This window comes from Petralouisia sp., assembly GCF_056822245.1.
Genome location: NZ_JBQIOP010000010.1, coordinates 13,884 through 30,242, shown reverse-complemented (window position 1 = coordinate 30,242; position 16,359 = coordinate 13,884). Strand labels below are relative to the sequence as shown.

Annotated in this window: 15 protein-coding genes; 5 read left to right on the top strand and 10 right to left on the bottom strand. The window is 45.2% G+C overall.

Annotation, left to right across the window (positions count from 1 at the left end):
* Nucleotides 1–66: 66 nt before the first annotated feature.
* Genes nagB through ACTO17_RS05690 form a run of 4 tightly spaced genes read left to right on the top strand, consistent with a single transcriptional unit; the run spans nt 67 to nt 3,772 of the window.
* Nucleotides 67–825 (top strand): glucosamine-6-phosphate deaminase, encoded by a 759-nt coding sequence (gene nagB, locus ACTO17_RS05705; protein ID WP_482557224.1) that lies wholly within the window; start codon nt 67–69, stop codon nt 823–825.
* Complete coding sequence (gene nagA, locus ACTO17_RS05700; protein WP_482557223.1) at nt 822–1,967, top strand: N-acetylglucosamine-6-phosphate deacetylase; 1,146 nt, start codon at nt 822–824, stop codon at nt 1,965–1,967. The genes nagB and nagA overlap by 4 nt, the downstream gene beginning before the upstream one ends.
* A 12-nt stretch (nt 1,968–1,979) precedes the next feature.
* Entirely contained in the window at nt 1,980–2,867 is an 888-nt protein-coding gene (locus tag ACTO17_RS05695) for an ROK family protein (RefSeq protein ID WP_482557222.1), read from the top strand.
* A gap of 47 nt (nt 2,868–2,914) precedes the next feature.
* Nucleotides 2,915–3,772: a MurR/RpiR family transcriptional regulator gene (locus ACTO17_RS05690; protein WP_482557221.1), complete on the top strand. Its 858-nt coding sequence runs from the start codon at nt 2,915–2,917 to the stop codon at nt 3,770–3,772.
* Nucleotides 3,773–4,046: 274 nt separating this feature from the next.
* Here ACTO17_RS05690 and ACTO17_RS05685 read toward each other — a convergent pair whose 3' ends face one another.
* From ACTO17_RS05685 to rlmH, 7 genes are all read right to left on the bottom strand, one after another.
* Nucleotides 4,047–4,709 (bottom strand): ABC-2 transporter permease, encoded by a 663-nt coding sequence (locus ACTO17_RS05685; protein WP_482557220.1) that lies wholly within the window; start codon nt 4,707–4,709, stop codon nt 4,047–4,049.
* Entirely contained in the window at nt 4,709–5,560 is an 852-nt protein-coding gene (locus ACTO17_RS05680) for an ABC transporter ATP-binding protein (protein ID WP_482557219.1), read from the bottom strand. Before ACTO17_RS05680 ends, ACTO17_RS05685 begins: the two co-directional genes overlap by 1 nt.
* Nucleotides 5,557–5,934: a GntR family transcriptional regulator gene (locus tag ACTO17_RS05675; protein WP_482557218.1), complete on the bottom strand. Its 378-nt coding sequence runs from the start codon at nt 5,932–5,934 to the stop codon at nt 5,557–5,559. Before ACTO17_RS05675 ends, ACTO17_RS05680 begins: the two co-directional genes overlap by 4 nt.
* Nucleotides 5,935–6,218: 284 nt before the next feature.
* Nucleotides 6,219–6,815 carry a hypothetical protein gene (locus ACTO17_RS05670; RefSeq protein WP_482557217.1) on the bottom strand — a complete coding sequence of 199 codons (597 nt, stop codon included), beginning with the start codon at nt 6,813–6,815 and terminating at the stop codon, nt 6,219–6,221.
* Nucleotides 6,816–6,913: 98 nt separating this feature from the next.
* On the bottom strand, nt 6,914–7,744 hold the full coding sequence (locus ACTO17_RS05665; protein WP_482557216.1) for an Rpn family recombination-promoting nuclease/putative transposase: 831 nt from the start codon (nt 7,742–7,744) through the stop codon (nt 6,914–6,916).
* An 87-nt stretch (nt 7,745–7,831) separates the two neighbouring features.
* Nucleotides 7,832–8,071: a SymE family type I addiction module toxin gene (locus tag ACTO17_RS05660; RefSeq protein WP_482557215.1), complete on the bottom strand. Its 240-nt coding sequence runs from the start codon at nt 8,069–8,071 to the stop codon at nt 7,832–7,834.
* A 312-nt stretch (nt 8,072–8,383) separates the two neighbouring features.
* Nucleotides 8,384–8,863 (bottom strand): 23S rRNA (pseudouridine(1915)-N(3))-methyltransferase RlmH, encoded by a 480-nt coding sequence (rlmH, locus tag ACTO17_RS05655; protein WP_482557214.1) that lies wholly within the window; start codon nt 8,861–8,863, stop codon nt 8,384–8,386.
* A gap of 100 nt (nt 8,864–8,963) precedes the next feature.
* Between rlmH and ACTO17_RS05650 the strand changes: the two genes are divergently transcribed.
* The gene (locus tag ACTO17_RS05650) at nt 8,964–9,536 is read left to right on the top strand and encodes a xanthine phosphoribosyltransferase (protein ID WP_482557213.1); all 573 of its coding nucleotides are present in this window, start codon (nt 8,964–8,966) and stop codon (nt 9,534–9,536) included.
* Between the two features lie 191 nt (nt 9,537–9,727).
* Here the strand turns inward: ACTO17_RS05650 and ACTO17_RS05645 are convergent, their stop codons facing one another.
* From ACTO17_RS05645 to ispG, 3 genes are all read right to left on the bottom strand, one after another.
* Complete coding sequence (locus tag ACTO17_RS05645) at nt 9,728–10,060, bottom strand: SCP2 sterol-binding domain-containing protein (RefSeq protein WP_482557212.1); 333 nt, start codon at nt 10,058–10,060, stop codon at nt 9,728–9,730.
* A gap of 154 nt (nt 10,061–10,214) precedes the next feature.
* Nucleotides 10,215–14,921 carry a PolC-type DNA polymerase III gene (locus ACTO17_RS05640; protein WP_482557211.1) on the bottom strand — a complete coding sequence of 1,569 codons (4,707 nt, stop codon included), beginning with the start codon at nt 14,919–14,921 and terminating at the stop codon, nt 10,215–10,217.
* A 2-nt stretch (nt 14,922–14,923) separates the two neighbouring features.
* Nucleotides 14,924–15,991 carry a flavodoxin-dependent (E)-4-hydroxy-3-methylbut-2-enyl-diphosphate synthase gene (ispG, locus tag ACTO17_RS05635; RefSeq protein ID WP_482557210.1) on the bottom strand — a complete coding sequence of 356 codons (1,068 nt, stop codon included), beginning with the start codon at nt 15,989–15,991 and terminating at the stop codon, nt 14,924–14,926.
* Between the last annotated feature and the right edge of the window lie 368 nt (nt 15,992–16,359).

The window sequence follows — 16,359 nt, the reverse complement described above, 5'->3', positions numbered from 1 at the left end:
TCTGTTTTATGATACTATTTTTATATAGCTGCTTTAAAACAATTTTTTAAATTTAAGGAGGTTTCTATGAAAATCTACAGAACAAAAGACTACGACGCCATGAGCCGCAAAGCTGCCGGCATTATTTCTTCCCAGGTTATTCTCAAGCCCAACTGCGTATTGGGCCTTGCCACCGGCTCCAGCCCCATCGGCACTTACAAAAACCTGGTGGAATGGTATCAGCAGGGAGATCTTGATTTTTCAGAAGTTACTACCGTGAACTTAGATGAATACAAAGGACTTCCTCGGGACAACGATCAGAGTTACTATTATTTTATGAATGAGCATCTGTTCAGCAAAGTGAATATCAACAAAGACCGGACATTCCTGCCGGATGGAACAGAAACCGACAGCGATGCTGCCTGCAGAAAATACAACGAAACCATCCATTCCGCAGGCGGCGTGGATCTGCAGCTTCTGGGTCTTGGCCACAACGGCCACATCGGCTTCAATGAGCCTGCTGACACCTTTGAAAAAGAAACCCACTGCGTTACCTTATCCGAACGCACCATCCAGGCCAATACCAGATTCTTTGCTTCTGAAAAAGATGTTCCCCGTCAGGCATACACCATGGGCATCAAGACCATCATGTCCGCCCGCAAAATTCTCGTAGTAGTCTCCGGCGAAGATAAAGCTGACGCTGTCAAAGCCGCATTTTTCGGCCCGGTAACCCCTCAGGTTCCAGGTTCCATCCTGCAGTTCCACAAAGATGTTGTTTTAGTGGCGGATGAAGCTGCTTTATCAAAATGTTCCGAGCTCCTAGCGCAGAAAGGCGGGATCGCATGACACATAAGCGCCGAATTATCCACGGACTAATTTTTCAGGAACAGGGAGAGTTCGTCCCGGGAACTGTCTATCTCTGTAATGACAGAATCGTATCAGAAGCCGCTTACCAGAATACGGAAGGAGAAGAATCTGTCACAGACGCCCGGGACCAGTATGTAATTCCCGGACTGACCGACATTCATTTCCATGGCTGTATGGGCAGCGACTGCTGCGACGGCACACAGGAAGCTTTCCGCACCATTGCGGAATACCAGTTAAAACAGGGGGTCACTTCCATTACCCCTGCTACCATGACAATGCCGGAAGAAACTTTATCAGAAATCTGCCGCGCAGCCAGAGATTTTGACTGCCCCAATGGAGCAGATTTCTGCGGCCTGTACATGGAAGGGCCTTTTATCAGCCCTGCTAAAAAAGGCGCGCAGAATGAATCTTACATCCATCCGGCGGACACTGCCATGTTAAAACGCCTGCAGGAAATATCCGGCGGCAAAATCCGCACGGTGGTAATAGCGCCGGAAACTGAGGGCGCCATGGAGTTTATTCAGGAAAACCGGGATACCATCAATATTTCCCTGGCACACACCACTGCAGACTATGACACTGCAAAGAAAGCCCTTTCCCTGGGCGCTTCCCAGTTAACCCATATGTACAATGCCATGCCGCCCTTCAGCCACCGGGCTCCCGGCCCCATTGGAGCTGCCGCTGAAGATAAGCATTGTATGGCAGAATTGATTTGCGACGGCGTCCATATCCACCCTTCCGTGGTACGGGCGTCCCTGCAGCTGTTTGGTGACGACAGAATTATCTTTATCAGCGACAGTATGCGTGCCGCCGGCATGGAGGACGGAACATATGACCTGGGCGGACAGGCGGTGACAGTAACGGGCAATCTGGCTGTTCTTTCCGACGGCACCATTGCAGGCTCTGCCACCAATCTGATGGAATGCATGCGCACTGCCGTTTTAAAGATGGATATTCCTCTGGCCAGCGCTGTCAAATGCGCCGCTGTCAATCCGGTAAAGGCCATCGGGCTTTGGGAGGATTACGGCAGCCTGACCCCGGGCAAATATGCGAATATTGTAATTTTAAATAAAGATCTGGGGCTTGAGACTGTATTTCACCGGGGAACCCCCATCGGGTAAAGGAGGATTATTATGGCAACTATGGTACTTGACATTGGCGGAACCGCCATTAAATCAGGGCTTTATGACAACGGAGCTTTGTCTGAAATCAGAGAAACCGCCACAGAAGCCAGTCAGGGCGGCCCCCATGTGGTAGCCAAAGCCAAAGAGATTATTGCCGGTTACAGGACCTTCTGCTCCTTTGAAAAAATCGGCATCAGCACCGCCGGACAGGTAGATCCTGCCCGCGGCTGCATCATTTACGCCAATGAAAATATTCCGGGCTATACGGGAACCATGTTAAAGGAAATTATGGAACAGGAATTTCAGGTTCCTGCTGCTGTGCAGAACGATGTCAATGCAGCAGCCATTGGAGAGTCTGTATTCGGAGCCGGCAGGGATCAGAAGGATTTTGTCTGCCTGACTTATGGAACCGGCGTGGGAGGCGCAGTGTTTACCGGTGGGAAGCTATACTCAGGAAGCAGTTTTTCTGCCGGTGAATTCGGAGGCGTGATTGTGCACCCTGAACACCGGAATTTAAAAGAGGACATGTTTTCCGGCTGTTATGAGCGGTATGCTTCCACCACCGCTCTTGTTCAGAGCGCCAGGGCAATGAATCCTGCCCTGTCCAACGGCAGGATTTTGTTTGAACATATGCAGGAACCGGAAGTAAAGCAACTGATTGACCAGTGGATTATGGAAATCGTATACGGGCTGATAACCATTATTCACATGATGAATCCCGCCTGCGCTATCTTAGGCGGCGGAATTATGGAACAGCCTTATGTTATTGAACAGATACAGGAGCAGCTTTATCCCAACCTGATTCCCAGTTTCCGGCATGTGAAGATCAAAAAGGCAGAACTGGGCAATCAGGCCGGCATGTTAGGCGCCGCAGTGTTAGACAAACTCTCAGTTTAAACATCCGGGGCCCAAATCACACATAATTCAAGAAAGGTGGAGATATTTTGAACGGCAATATTTTAGAATACATCACGGAACAATATCATTCCCTCACCCGCTCCGGAAAAAAACTGGCAGACTATATTTTTGCCAATACTTCCACAACCCAGTACTTATCTATTTCTTCACTGGCAGAACGAAGCGGCGTTTCCGAGGCTTCCATTACGAGGTTCTGCCACGGACTGGGCCTGTCGGGGTATAATGATTTCAAACTGGCGCTGGCAAAAGCAGATTATGTCACTGATTTGGGCGATCCCTCCTACGCTCCGGAAACCATCACCTCAGACGATACCTTAAGCAGCATTTTCCAAAAGCTCCATGCTTCCAATATTCTATCATTAAACGAAACACTGGAGCTTCTGGACGAACAAAACGTGGAAAAAGCCGTAGATCTGCTTTCCTCTGCGAACCGTGTCTTTTGCTTCGGCCAGGGCGGAAGCATGGTGATGGCAATGGAGGCATGGGCCCGTTTCTCCACTGCTTCTTCCCGCTTTATCCATATTGAGGATTCCCATATGCAGGCCATGAGCGTTTCATTGGCAACTTCTCAGGATGTGATTTTGTTTTTCTCCTATTCCGGTTCCACCAAGGATATGGAGGACATTATGAATATTGCCAAAAAACAGGGCATTCCCATTATACTGATCACCCACTTTTCCAAGTCACGGGCTGCGGAATTCGCTGATGTGATTCTTCTTTGCGGCTACAACGAAAGCCCGCTCCAGTCCGGCTCTGTGGCCGCCAAAGTGGGACAGCTTTTTCTCATCGAATGCCTGTTTTATGTGTTCTGCAAACGCAATCCGGAGCTGTTTGCAGCAGCCCGCTCCGCTACGGCAGAAGCTATTGCCCAGAAGCTGCTGTAGACGTACTAGTACATCGAACATTAAATAACTGCTATATTCACGCTGGCTCTGCTTTCGATGGTACAGACAAGTGAAAATAGCAGTTATTAATGATTCCATGTACCAGAACCTTTCCAAACGGGAAGTTATTAGATATATTTAACTCCCCCTATGCTTTCTTATGCAGCTTTGCACCAATACAATTCTCTCATCGTTATAATCACAGGTCCTCAAAATATCACAGGCCAACACCCTGTTGATAAATTTCTGAAAGCGTTCCATTTCGGATACCTTCTTAAAAGTCTCGATTTGAATATAGATTTTCAGAGAGCAAAAACGAACACAGCAAAATTAACGTAGCAACAGCAATCATACCGCCATTTACTAAAAGCACATTTGTACTGGCATATTCCAGCGCATTGAAAAGCAAATATTCATTTCCTGGCAAAGATGAAACAATCACCCACGCACAATACAGCGCTGCAAAAAGAGCGTTCGGCACAAGCATTCCCCAAAACTTTCCTTTACTATAACCCATCTTAAATAAGATTGGAAACATACACAGATTGAAAATTGAAAACAGCAGATAGCTTATGGTCACAACAGGTAAAAACCATCCAATTGGACCATAATAATGCGATAGGGAAAAGCGGTCTGCAAGAATAGCCAGAGGGATGCCCGTAACTAATCCAGCTACTCCCATGCAAATGGATAAAACATATCTGCCGGCCACTACGGCGGAACGCTTGACAGGGAGTGTTAAATACAGCTTATTCAAATCTCCTTTTTCTTCTACCGCAAAAGTATTGACCGAAAAAAACAGAAACATAAAAACATTGGTAGGGACAACCAATAGCGCCGAGATAAAACCGGCAGCCAACGAAATGATAGGGATCAGAAAGAGCCGCAGATGAAAGCACTTCATCGCATTCCAATCAAACATTGCCATTCGCTTCATCAAACTTCAACCTCCTTGCTCATTCGTACCATAATATCATCAAGAGAAACCATTTCTGTAATTACACTTCCTGGAAAGCCTGCAATATCTTTTATTTCAATCATACCATCGAAGCCGCCGGGATACTCACGCAATCCAATCACCTGTTTACGTTTTGACTTTGGTAAATCCCCAGTTCCACCTTTAACTAAACAATATTTTTCAATTAATTCATCCATTAGTCCACTGTGCAAAATTTTGCCGTTTTGGATGTAGGTAATATAGTCGGCAATCTTTTCAAGGTCACTGGTTATGTGGGTAGAAAAGAATATTGTTCTATCTTCTTCAACCATATAATCACGGAGAATTTCAAGCATTTCTTCACGGCCAACGGGATCAAGGCCCGAAGTCGGTTCATCAAGCAATAACAACTTTGCATCATGGGCCAACGTGACTGCCATGCCTAATTTCATTTTCATACCCCGCGACATTGTTTTATACTTCTGCTTAGGGTCAAGAGAAAATCGTTCCAGGTGTTGATGAAAGGCTTTGCTGCTCCATTTCTTGTAGAAAAGACGCATAGATTTTTCTACATCAATGGGTGTCCAGTCCTCTTGATAATAAGGCTGTTCAAACAAAACACCTATATCTTCTTTCAGGGAAACATCATCCGCAGTTTTGCCGAATAACTTAATGCTGCCGCCAGCTTTTCTAACCATGCCTAAGATCAGCTTTAAGGTGGTAGTTTTTCCTGCGCCGTTTTCACCGATAAAGCCGCAGACAAAACCACCGGGAACGGAAAAGCTGATATTATCCAGCAAAAAATTTTTATATTCTTTTCTAAGGTTCAATACTTCAATTACATTGTTCATTTTATTGTCCTTTCAATGGTATCCAGCATTTCATGCAGGTCATTTACTGATAAACCAGCCAATTTTCCCCGCTGGACAGCAGTAGTTAAGGCAGCTTCAGCCTCCTTCAAGTATTTATTACGAACAAAAGCATCATTGATTTTCTTTACATACACGCCTTTTCCAGGCATTGTCTGGACGAACCCTTCCAGCTCTAATTCACTGTATGCTCTGGCAGTAGTGACCAAACTTACCTGCAAATCACGGGCAAGCTGACGAAGTGAAGGAAGCGGCGCGTTTTCAGATAATTCACCTGTCAAAATAGATATTTTGATTTGTTCTTTGATTTGCTCATAAATCGGTATTCCCGTTTGGTTGGATATAACAATATTCATTACTTGTGTTCCTTCTCCCAGTGTATTCCTTCCGTCGTCCCGCGTCTTACTGTTATTGTACGGTAAGTACAGTATAGTATAAAAAGTGTTTTCTGTCAATCGTAATCTACGCAAAAAGAAACTGTCAGTATCATTTCGTCCTCACTTATGGTGCGGCTGTCCATAACATGTCTAAGTGCGTAAATTGCTTAAAAATGAATCTTTTTGACATATTATCATCTCGCATAAATGTGAAATGCAATAAGGCAGAACATTTTGGTATGTTCTGCCTGTTACTTTCTCTCTTAACTAATATGATATTCCTCATAAAGCTCCTGACGGTATTCCTCATCCTGTGATACTCTGATGATATCTGATAACCGACCGTCTTCATTTAATAATATTATCAGTTTAGCCATCTTTTTTTCTCCAATTTTTTGATTCTCCTGGTCACGCATTAACAACATCATATATTCATGAGGCCATTCCCTATCTTTTTTTGCTTCCTTTACTGCTTCTTTCGGTTTCTCCACATTGGAACCTTTTATTTTATCCTTATGTGTTTTCAAAGCATAATCATAATAAAATTTTGCGTCATCTTTATCAAAATGAAATTTATCCTGTATCTTTGATATAATAGTATCATCATCTGCGTTTATCTTTTTCAAATCTGATATTATTTCACACAGGCTTTTTATAAAAACACTATACTTGTCTATTTCTTTTATAGCTTCTTCTGCTTCCTCAAGATACCTCTTGGCACTTTCTTCAGATAATTTCTTTTTTTCCTGCAATATTTTCATAATGCTTTCTTCTGAAAAATTGTTTTTCCTACACACCTTAATAATGCCATATATTTCTCCAATTTTTTGATTCTCTCTATCCCGCATTTCTAATGTCATAATATTCGGCTCCTATCACATTCCATTTTTATTGAATTATCCGCATTACAAATTTTAAGGCAAAACATTTTGAAATGCTTTGCCTGCGACTTTCTCCTCTAACTAATATGATATTCCTCATAAAGCTCCTGACGGTATTCTTTATCCTGTGATACTCTGAGAATATCAGATAACCGTCCGTCTTCATTTAATAACATTATCAGTTTAGCCATCTTATCTTCTCCAATTTCCTGATTCTCCTGGTCTCTCATTAACAACGTCATATATTCATGTCTCCATTCCCTGTTTCTTTTTGCTTCTTTTACCGCTTCTTCCAGTTTTTTTACATAAGAATCCTCTGTATCATCCGACTTCCTCCCCGCCACATAATCCAGAAATGCCATTAACTTTTCACTGACATCATCCAGTGTCCCTTCCGTGTTGAGGAATATTTTTACCGCTTCATCCCCCATGAAAACACTTTTATCCTCTTTACAGATATTTTCAAAAGTATAGATATGCCGCCCTTTATCGTATAAATCAAACGGACAGATAAATATGATGTAGCTCCGGTTCAGCCTTTTATAATGCTGTTTCTTATCAATGAGCTGTAAATCTATCATGCTCTGATAATATCTGCTCCTTTTGGGAAGCTCCTTTGTATTGCTTACCTGCATTTCTATGTCATAAACTGTTTCTTTATCATCCTTTACATACACATCCAGCCTTACTCCGTGGGCGTCCCTGTCCTGCTCAATGCTTTTCTGCAACTCCGGATATTCCACATGGTCAATATCCAAATCCGGCAGAATCCTCTGCAGTAATTCTTTACACAGTTCCGGGTTCTGCATGACTTTCCCAAACAGGAAATCATTGGATATGCCTAATTCTTCCCAGCTTCTTTGTCTGTCTTCCATACTTTCCATCTGCTCTTTTTCATTGCCATTCATTTTATTTTAACCTGCTTTCCTTTATGATTCTATTATACACAGTCCCCAGCTAAATTACAATCATCTATGCCTTTGCTTTTATGGTTTTTATTCTTTCAAAATAACCAGCTTATTGGGGAAGCACTCCACACGCATACTGCACCCCGCTTCAAATCCCCACTTCTTTACCCAGTTTCCCAGAAGCATAATCTGCGGCACAATTTTCCCACTTCCTGTTGTGGCTGCACATGCCTTTACTCTGCGTGTAATGGCGGTATAGTCCGTATCTTCCGCCAGCCATTCATCCATATGGAACTTTTCCATGACCTGGAACATCTGGGACAGCATGGTGTCTTTCCCAATCCTGCTGATTTCCGTAAAATCCGGTTTCTTTCGGTATTCTGTGCCTCTCTGTGTTTCCTGAAATAAAACGTGTTTCCTGAAATAAAACCTGCTGGTTCTGGGGGATAAATTCTGACAGCATCCAAAGGTTATTCAGCTCATAAAGCGTGTCAATTACGGAATAAAATTCCCGGCGCATAAAAGCAGACGGCGCACCGTCTGGTGGCATGCCGCCATTGTTCTGTAAAAACCGGATAATTTCTGGCTGATTAAAACTCTTATTCCCTTTTTTGTCTGAACTTCCGTTCCCTTTCGTCCTCACTTGTGGTATGGCTGCTTCGAAAGAATCCGGCAGCTTCGATAAATCTGTTCCAGCAGAATCACCCTCATCAGCTGATGAGGAAACGTCATCTTTGAAAAACTCAGCAAATAATCCGTCCGCTTCAATACCTGCTCCGCCAGCCCCAGGGAACCGCCGATGACAAATATGATATGGCTGGTTCCGGACACTCCCAGGCTTTCTATCTTTTCAGAAAGCTCCACAGAATCCAGCATTTTTCCGTTGATTGCCAGGGCGCAGATCCAGGCGTCGTCACGGACATGTTTCAAAAGCCTCTGCCCTTCTTTTTCTTTAATCAGCAATTCTTCTGCTTCACTGGCATGATCCGGCGTTTTCTCATCTGCAACTTCAACAATTTCCAGTTTACAATAACGGCTGAGGCGTTTTTCAAACTCTTCTATGGCCTGCCGGTAGAATTTTTCCTTTATTTTTCCGACTGCTAATATGGTAATCTTCATAAATCTCCCTTCAATAGATATTGTAATGTGATTCCTTTTCCTTTATAATAATAGCAGTGAGTTAAATTTTAGTCAAACCAATCCCAGAGGTGAATCATCCATGAAATTATTAGAAGAAAAAATCAGACAGGACGGCAATGCCGTAAATGAACATATTCTGAAAGTAGACAGCTTTATCAACCATCAGGTAGACCCCGCATTGATGCAGGAAATGGGGAAAGAAATTGCCGAGCATTTCCGGGGCAGGGGAATCACCAAAGTCGCCACCATTGAAAGCTCCGGCATCTCTCCCGCATTGATGACGGCTCTTGCTTTAGAGGTTCCCATGGTAATTTTAAAAAAACAGCCCTCCAAGATTTTGAACCAGGATTTGTACCAGACTGTGGTCACATCTTTTACAAAAGAAACAAACTACGAACTGACCCTCTCCAAAAAATTCATGACTGCAGAGGATCATGTTCTTCTGGTGGACGATTTTCTGGCAAACGGGGAAGCCGCTACCGCCGCAATCCGGCTGATACGCATGTCCCATGCCACTATTGCAGGCCTCGGCGTTTTAATTGAGAAATCTTTTCAGCCCGGACGGGAAAAACTGAAATCCCAGGGCATTGAAGTCTATGCCCTGGCCCGGATTGGAAAGATGGAAGAAAATTATATTGAATTTATAGACTGAAATTCCTGTATTGGGGACAAACAGCAGTTTTAAGCTGCCCTCTTTCACTTTCAAACCGCCTGTGCCGCAATATACACAAAAGAGGATATCGGAAAATGGCAGAGTTCCGCAATATATGGCTGCTGTATCGCAGCCATATATTGTGTGTAAATCTCATTTTCTGATATCCCCTTTTCATTACATCGAATAAATTATTTCTTTTTCCCGCCGATTAAACTTTTCAGCTTCAGCGCTTTATCAATATTTCCTTCCACCTTCAGCTTCTTTAAGGTTACGGCCAGAATCGGATCTAATTTTCCATTGGCAATCTTCATCAGATTCTCGGCGGAGCAGGTGAACATGGCGTCTCTGTCATGATAGTCATACGGCTCCACATAGAGTTTTCCTTCTTTTACCTCCACATAGAAAATGCCCTCTGCCTCTCCGGTAATGTTAAACTGATACGCAAGATGTTCTGTCATCCCGCTGACATCCGCGTCTGCAAACGCTTCTTTCACCTTTTTAAAAAATTCTTCGTACGTCATAATTCCCATCCTCTCTTTCCCAAAAATATGCGGCAGTCTGTATCTGTCCTCATCTTATGCTCTTTAGAATCTCCGGCACAAGTCTGCACAGGATGCTTTACAGATACAATACTGCTATTAACATACCACTTTTCCCACTTGCGGTCAACCCAGCTTAAAAATCAAACAGCGAAAGCTGATTGGATTCAGGCAGATTTCCCAGAATTCCCAAATCTCCCATCAGATCAATAACAGATTTAGACACTTTCGTCCGCTGGCGGAAATCATCCTTTGACAGAAAAGGTCCGTCTTTTGCCGCCTCTACCACGGCCTCTGCCGCCTTGTCTCCCAATCCCTCAATGCTGTCCAACGAGGGCATAAGCTTTCCTTCCACAATCTGAAAAGCATGCGCCTGAGCAGAAAACAAATCCATGGGCAGAAATTCAAAGCCCCGGGCGTACATTTCCTGTACGATTTTCATATCTTTTACGGTATCCTGCTCTTTTTTGGTTAAGGAATCTTTTCTGCGCTCATAATCCGCCATAAAATACTCCAGTTTTTCCTTGCCCTGGCACATCAGCTCATAGCTGAAAGAAGTGGCGCGGATACTGAAAAACGCCGCATAATAAGCCAGGGGATAGAAAATTTTGCAGTAGGCAATCCGCCATGCCATCATCACATATGCCGCAGCGTGGGCTTTCGGGAACATATATTTAATTTTCTTGCAGGACCAGATATACCAGTCCGGTACGTTATGGCTGGTCATCGCTTCTTCCCAGTCCGGTTTTAAGCCCTTGCCCTTTCTGACGCTTTCCATAATGGTAAAGCTCAATTCACTTTCCATCCCCATACTAATGAGATACGTCATAATATCGTCACGGGTGCAGATTGCCGTGGAAATGGTGGCCTTTCCCTCCTGAATCAAGGTCTGGGCATTTCCAAGCCACACATCCGTCCCATGAGACAAGCCGGAGATACGCACCAAATCAGAAAAAGACTGAGGATTGGTGTCAATCAGCATCTGAATTACGAATTCTGTCCCAAATTCCGGAATTCCAAGAGAACCCAGCTTACATCCGCCGATATCCTCCGGTTCAATTCCAAGGGCTTTCGTACTTTGGAACAGGGACATCACATCTTTATCGTCCAGAGGAATTTCACGGGCATCAATTCCCGTTAAATCCTCCAGCATACGGATCATGGTAGGATCGTCGTGCCCCAGTATATCCAACTTCAGCAGATTGTGATCAATGGAGTGATAATCAAAATGGGTAGTGACAATATCTGTGCTCATATCATTAGCCGGATGCTGAATCGGGGTGAAGGAATGGATCTCCTCTCCTAAAGGAAGCACAATAATTCCCCCCGGATGCTGCCCGGTAGTCCGCCGGATGCCCACACACCCCTGGACAATCCGCTCAATTTCACAATTCCGTTTCCGAACGCCCCGCTCTTCGTAGTAATTCCGAATATATCCGAAGGCCGTCTTATCGGCCAGAGTGCCGATGGTTCCGGCACGGTAAGTCTGCCCATATCCGAAAATCACTTCGCAGTAGGCATGAGCCTTACTCTGATATTCTCCGGAAAAATTCAAATCAATATCCGGTTCTTTGTTCCCCTTAAATCCCAGAAACGTTTCAAAGGGGATGTCAAATCCTTCTTTCCGCAGCGGCTCCCCGCACACCGGACAATTTTTGTCCTGCATATCACAGCCGGCCCGGCCGGCGTCTGCATAGGCTTTAACCTCCTCCGATTCAAAGTCACAATAATGGCATTTGCTGCAGTAATAATGGGGTACTAAAGGATTCACCTCGGTAATTCCCGCCATGGTGGCCACAAAGGAAGAGCCTACCGACCCTCTGGAGCCTACCAGATAGCCGTCCTCATTGGATTTCCACACCAGTTTCTGGGCAATAATATACATCACCGCATAGCCGTTGCTGATAATGGAGTTCAGTTCCCGCTCCAAACGCTCGTAAACAACCCTGGGAAGCTCCTCACCGTATATTTCATGGGCCTTATTGTAGCAGATATCCCGAAGCATCTGATCCGAATTTTCAATGACAGGAGGGCACTTATCCGGCCGCACCGGAGAAATTTTCTCACACATATCAGCAATTTTGCCCGGATTTACAATGACCACTTCCTCAGCTTTTTCACTGCCCAGATATTGGAATTCCTCCAGCATTTCCTCTGTGGTGCGCAAATAAAGGGGCGCCTGGTTGTCCGCGTCCTTAAAGCCTTTTCCTGCCATAATAATCCGGCGGTACACTTCATCCTCTGGATCAAGAAAATGCACGTCGCAGGTTGCCACCACCGGCTTGTGGAATTCTTCTCCCAGACGAACAATCCTGCGGTTGATTTTTTTCAGCTCTTCCCAGGAAGCAGCGGCCGGATTATCTCCCCGGAGCATAAATTCATTATTTCCCAAAGGCTGAATTTCCAGATAATCATAAAAACGCGCCAATCTTGCAATCTCTTCCTCTGAATTGCCCCGCAAAATCGCCTGATACAGCTCTCCTGCCTCACAGGCGGAGCCTATCAGCAATCCTTCCCGGTGCTTGATAAATTCACTTTTGGGAATCCTGGGCTGCCTGTGGAAATAAGTCAGATGGGAATCTGACACCAGACGGTAGAGATTAATTCTTCCCGTATCATTGGCTGCAAGAATAATGGCATGGTGACTGGGCAGTTTTCTGATATTTTCCACAGAAGTATTTCCCAGTTCATTGGCCCCATCCAGATCCCGGATGCCCCGCTCTTTTAGCATCTCTATGAATTTTACAAAAATTTCTGCCGTACAGGCCGCATCATCCACTGCCCGGTGGTGATTTTCCAGAGAAATTTTCAGCGCTTTTGCCACCGTATCCAGTTTAAAACGGTTTAACTGGGGCATCAGCACCCGGGCCAGGGCGACTGTGTCAACCACAGTATATTCACAGGGAAGTCCCTGCCGCTCACAGTTTTTGCTGATAAAGCTCATATCAAAGCCAGCGTTGTGAGCCACCATAATGGCCCCGCTGCAGAATTCCAGGAACTCCGGCAGTGCATCTTCAATCAGCGGCGCATCTAAAACCATATCATCCCGAATATTGGTCAGCTCCTCAATTTTATAAGGAATAGGCACCTGCGGATTTACAAAGGTGGAAAAACGGTCTGTAATTTTCCCCTGGCACACCTTTACCGCGCCGATTTCGATAATCCGGTTATTTACCGGAGAAAAACCTGTGGTCTCCAAATCAAACACCACATATGTGTCATCCAGGCTCTGGCCTCTGGGATTTTCAATTACCTGTTTCAAATCATCCACCAAATAAGCTTCCACCCCGTAAATCACCTTAAAATCATCCTCGGGAGAAACTGCGTGGTTGGCGTCGGGGAATGACTGGACATCCCCGTGATCCGTTATAGCTATAGCCTTATGTCCCCATTTCATGGCCCGTTTGATAATATCCTTTACTTCGGAAACTCCGTCCATGTCGCTCATCTTGGTATGGCAGTGGAGTTCCACCCGTTTTTCCGGGCTGTTGTCCATCCTTGTGGTGGTAAAATCCGGGATTTTCTTCATGCCGGTGACAGAACCTATCGTAAGCTCCCCGTCAAACCGGTCGATGGTGGTAATCCCTTTGATTTTCAGAAAAGCCCCTTTTTTCACATTGGAAGTAATCTCAGGAACATTTTCATTTTTGGCGAACATTTTAATCATAATGGTATCTGTAAAATCCGTCACGCTGAACATAATAATGGTTTTCTCATTGCGGATTTCCCTGGTATCCAGGCTCAGCACTTTGCCCCGGATTACCACCTCGCCGATTTCTCCTGCAATCTGCTCCATGGAAATGGGCTCTTCCTCAAAATCCCGCCCGTATACCACATCCGGATTGTCCGATTTCTTAATACCGCCGTAGGATTGACCCCGCCTGTTTCCATAACCTCTTGGGGAAAATTCTCCTTTTTTGCCGCCGTAAGATTGGCCCGATTGCTTTTTGCCCCGCCCTGGATTTCCGGACTGGCCGGCGGCCATATTTTGAGAAATTCCGGCGTCTCCTGCAGGCTGCGCCGCTGCTGAATCGTCCGAATTCCAGGGTACGCCGGTCTCTCCCGGATTCTGGGGCATGGCTCCCGATTCCAGGTTCCAGGGCGCTCCGGTCTCTCCCGGATTCTGATTCATAGCTCCCGGTTCCGGATTCCAGGGCGCTCCGGTCTCTCCCGGATTCTGATTCATAGCTCCTGATTCCGGATTCCAGGGAACCTGCCCTTCGCCTGATTCTCCGAAAACCTGCCCTCCTTTACGGGCTCCTGCAGACGACTGGCTGATAATATTATGTATCTCATTCTGTAACTGGATATCGCTGTTCTTCTTATGTTTGTTCTCTTTCGGCTCCTGATAATCTACCTGAATCTTCACATTCAGGCCGCAGCGTTCACAGATAATTTTTTCTAAAATCTGCACCACCTCTTCTGATTTCTGTCTGGCAATGACTGAATCTTCAAAAGTGAGATGCATCCTGTCCTCCTCTGGAAATTCCATCTGAGCCATGCGAAGTACATTGTATTCCAACAGACTGTAGGAGCGGAATTCTTCCAACACACTGTCTTTGTAGACATCCATCAGCTTTCTGGGATTATACTGGCCGGAAAGCTGAAATTTCTCAATGATTTTGACGGAAATGTCATGATTGGGAAAAAGCTGTTTTCGAATGTCCGATTCCAGACGGTAAATATTCCCCTTATTAATCAGCCGGCTGCTTAAAAGATACACCCGGAGGTGATCCCTTCTGCGGTTGGAGGAAACTTTGGTCACCTCCACCTCTGTCATCAGATTTTCTAACCCGGAAGCAACTTTTAAATCCGGGAACACCTCAAAAAACAGCTTGTTCATATTTATTCACTCCAATGCAGCAGTTCATACCGAAGGGCCTCTAACAGCTCTTCTTCTTTTACTTTTTTATAGATTTCACCGCGCTTGATAATCAGTCCTTCCCCGATTCCGCCGGCAATGCCGATGTCTGCTTCTTTCGCCTCTCCCGGCCCGTTGACCACGCAGCCCATCACTGCAACCTTGAGATCCAGGGGAATTGCGCTTACCATAGTTTCCACCTGATTGGCCAGTCCAATCAAATCAATCTGGGTTCTTCCGCAGGTGGGGCAGGACACCACTTCAATGCCGCCTGTTCTAAGGCCCAGCGTTCTTAATATAATCTTTGCGGATTTGATTTCTTCCAGGGGATCTCCCGTCAAAGACACCCGGATGGTATCTCCGATGCCCTGGCCTAAAATCATACCCAGCCCCATCGCCGACTTGATATTTCCGCTGGTAACAGTTCCGGATTCTGTAATTCCCACATGCAGCGGATAATCAGTCTGAGCTGCAATCAGTTCATGGGCTTTGACGCACATCAGCACATCCGAAGATTTAATGCTGATCACCAGATTGTCATATCCCAGTTCTTCAATCAGATGCACCTTATCCATGGCGCTTTCCACAATTCCTTCTGCAGTGACGCCCTGATATTTTTCCACCAGTTCCTTTTCCAGAGAACCGCTGTTGACGCCTACCCGAATGGGGATATTCCTCTCCCTGGCTACGTCAATCACCGCCTGAATTCTATCTTTTGTCCCAATATTTCCCGGATTGATCCGGATTTTATCGGCTCCGTGCTCCATAGCCGCAATGGCAAGGCGGTAATCAAAATGAATATCCGCCACTAGCGGAATGGTAATTCCTTTCTTAATCTCAGAAAGGGCTTCAGCCGCCTCCATAGTGGGAACTGCGCACCGGATAATTTCACAGCCTGCATCTGTCAGCTTTTGAATCTGCGCGATGGTTCCTTTGATGTCCTCCGTTCTGGTATTGGTCATGGACTGAATCAGGATGGGGTGAAAAGCGCCGATGACTTTGTTTCCAATGCGGACTTCTCTTGTTTTTTTGCGAATGATTTTCTCTTCCATAAGTTAGATCTCCAATCTGATTTTAGGGATTAAAAATGAATCGATAGATATCGGGATACGGACGGCAATTCAAAATGGTCTTTCCCCACATAAACCGGGCTGCGTTCCGGCAAACTAATTGCTAACGGAATCTGTGAAAGTCAGGAGAACCTTCCTTTCTAAGATTCCGTAAGCAATGGATTTTGCCTTCACTAAGAACGCCCGTGAACTGTTTACTTTGGGGAAAGACCGTTCTGAATTGCCTGGGTATCACTCTATCTACTTTTAATAAACACAACACTACAGCGAACCATTAATATTTCGATACACAGGAACTACCGGATTGCCCTTTGGCTAAACAAACAATTCAGGGGCGCCCTTAGCACAGG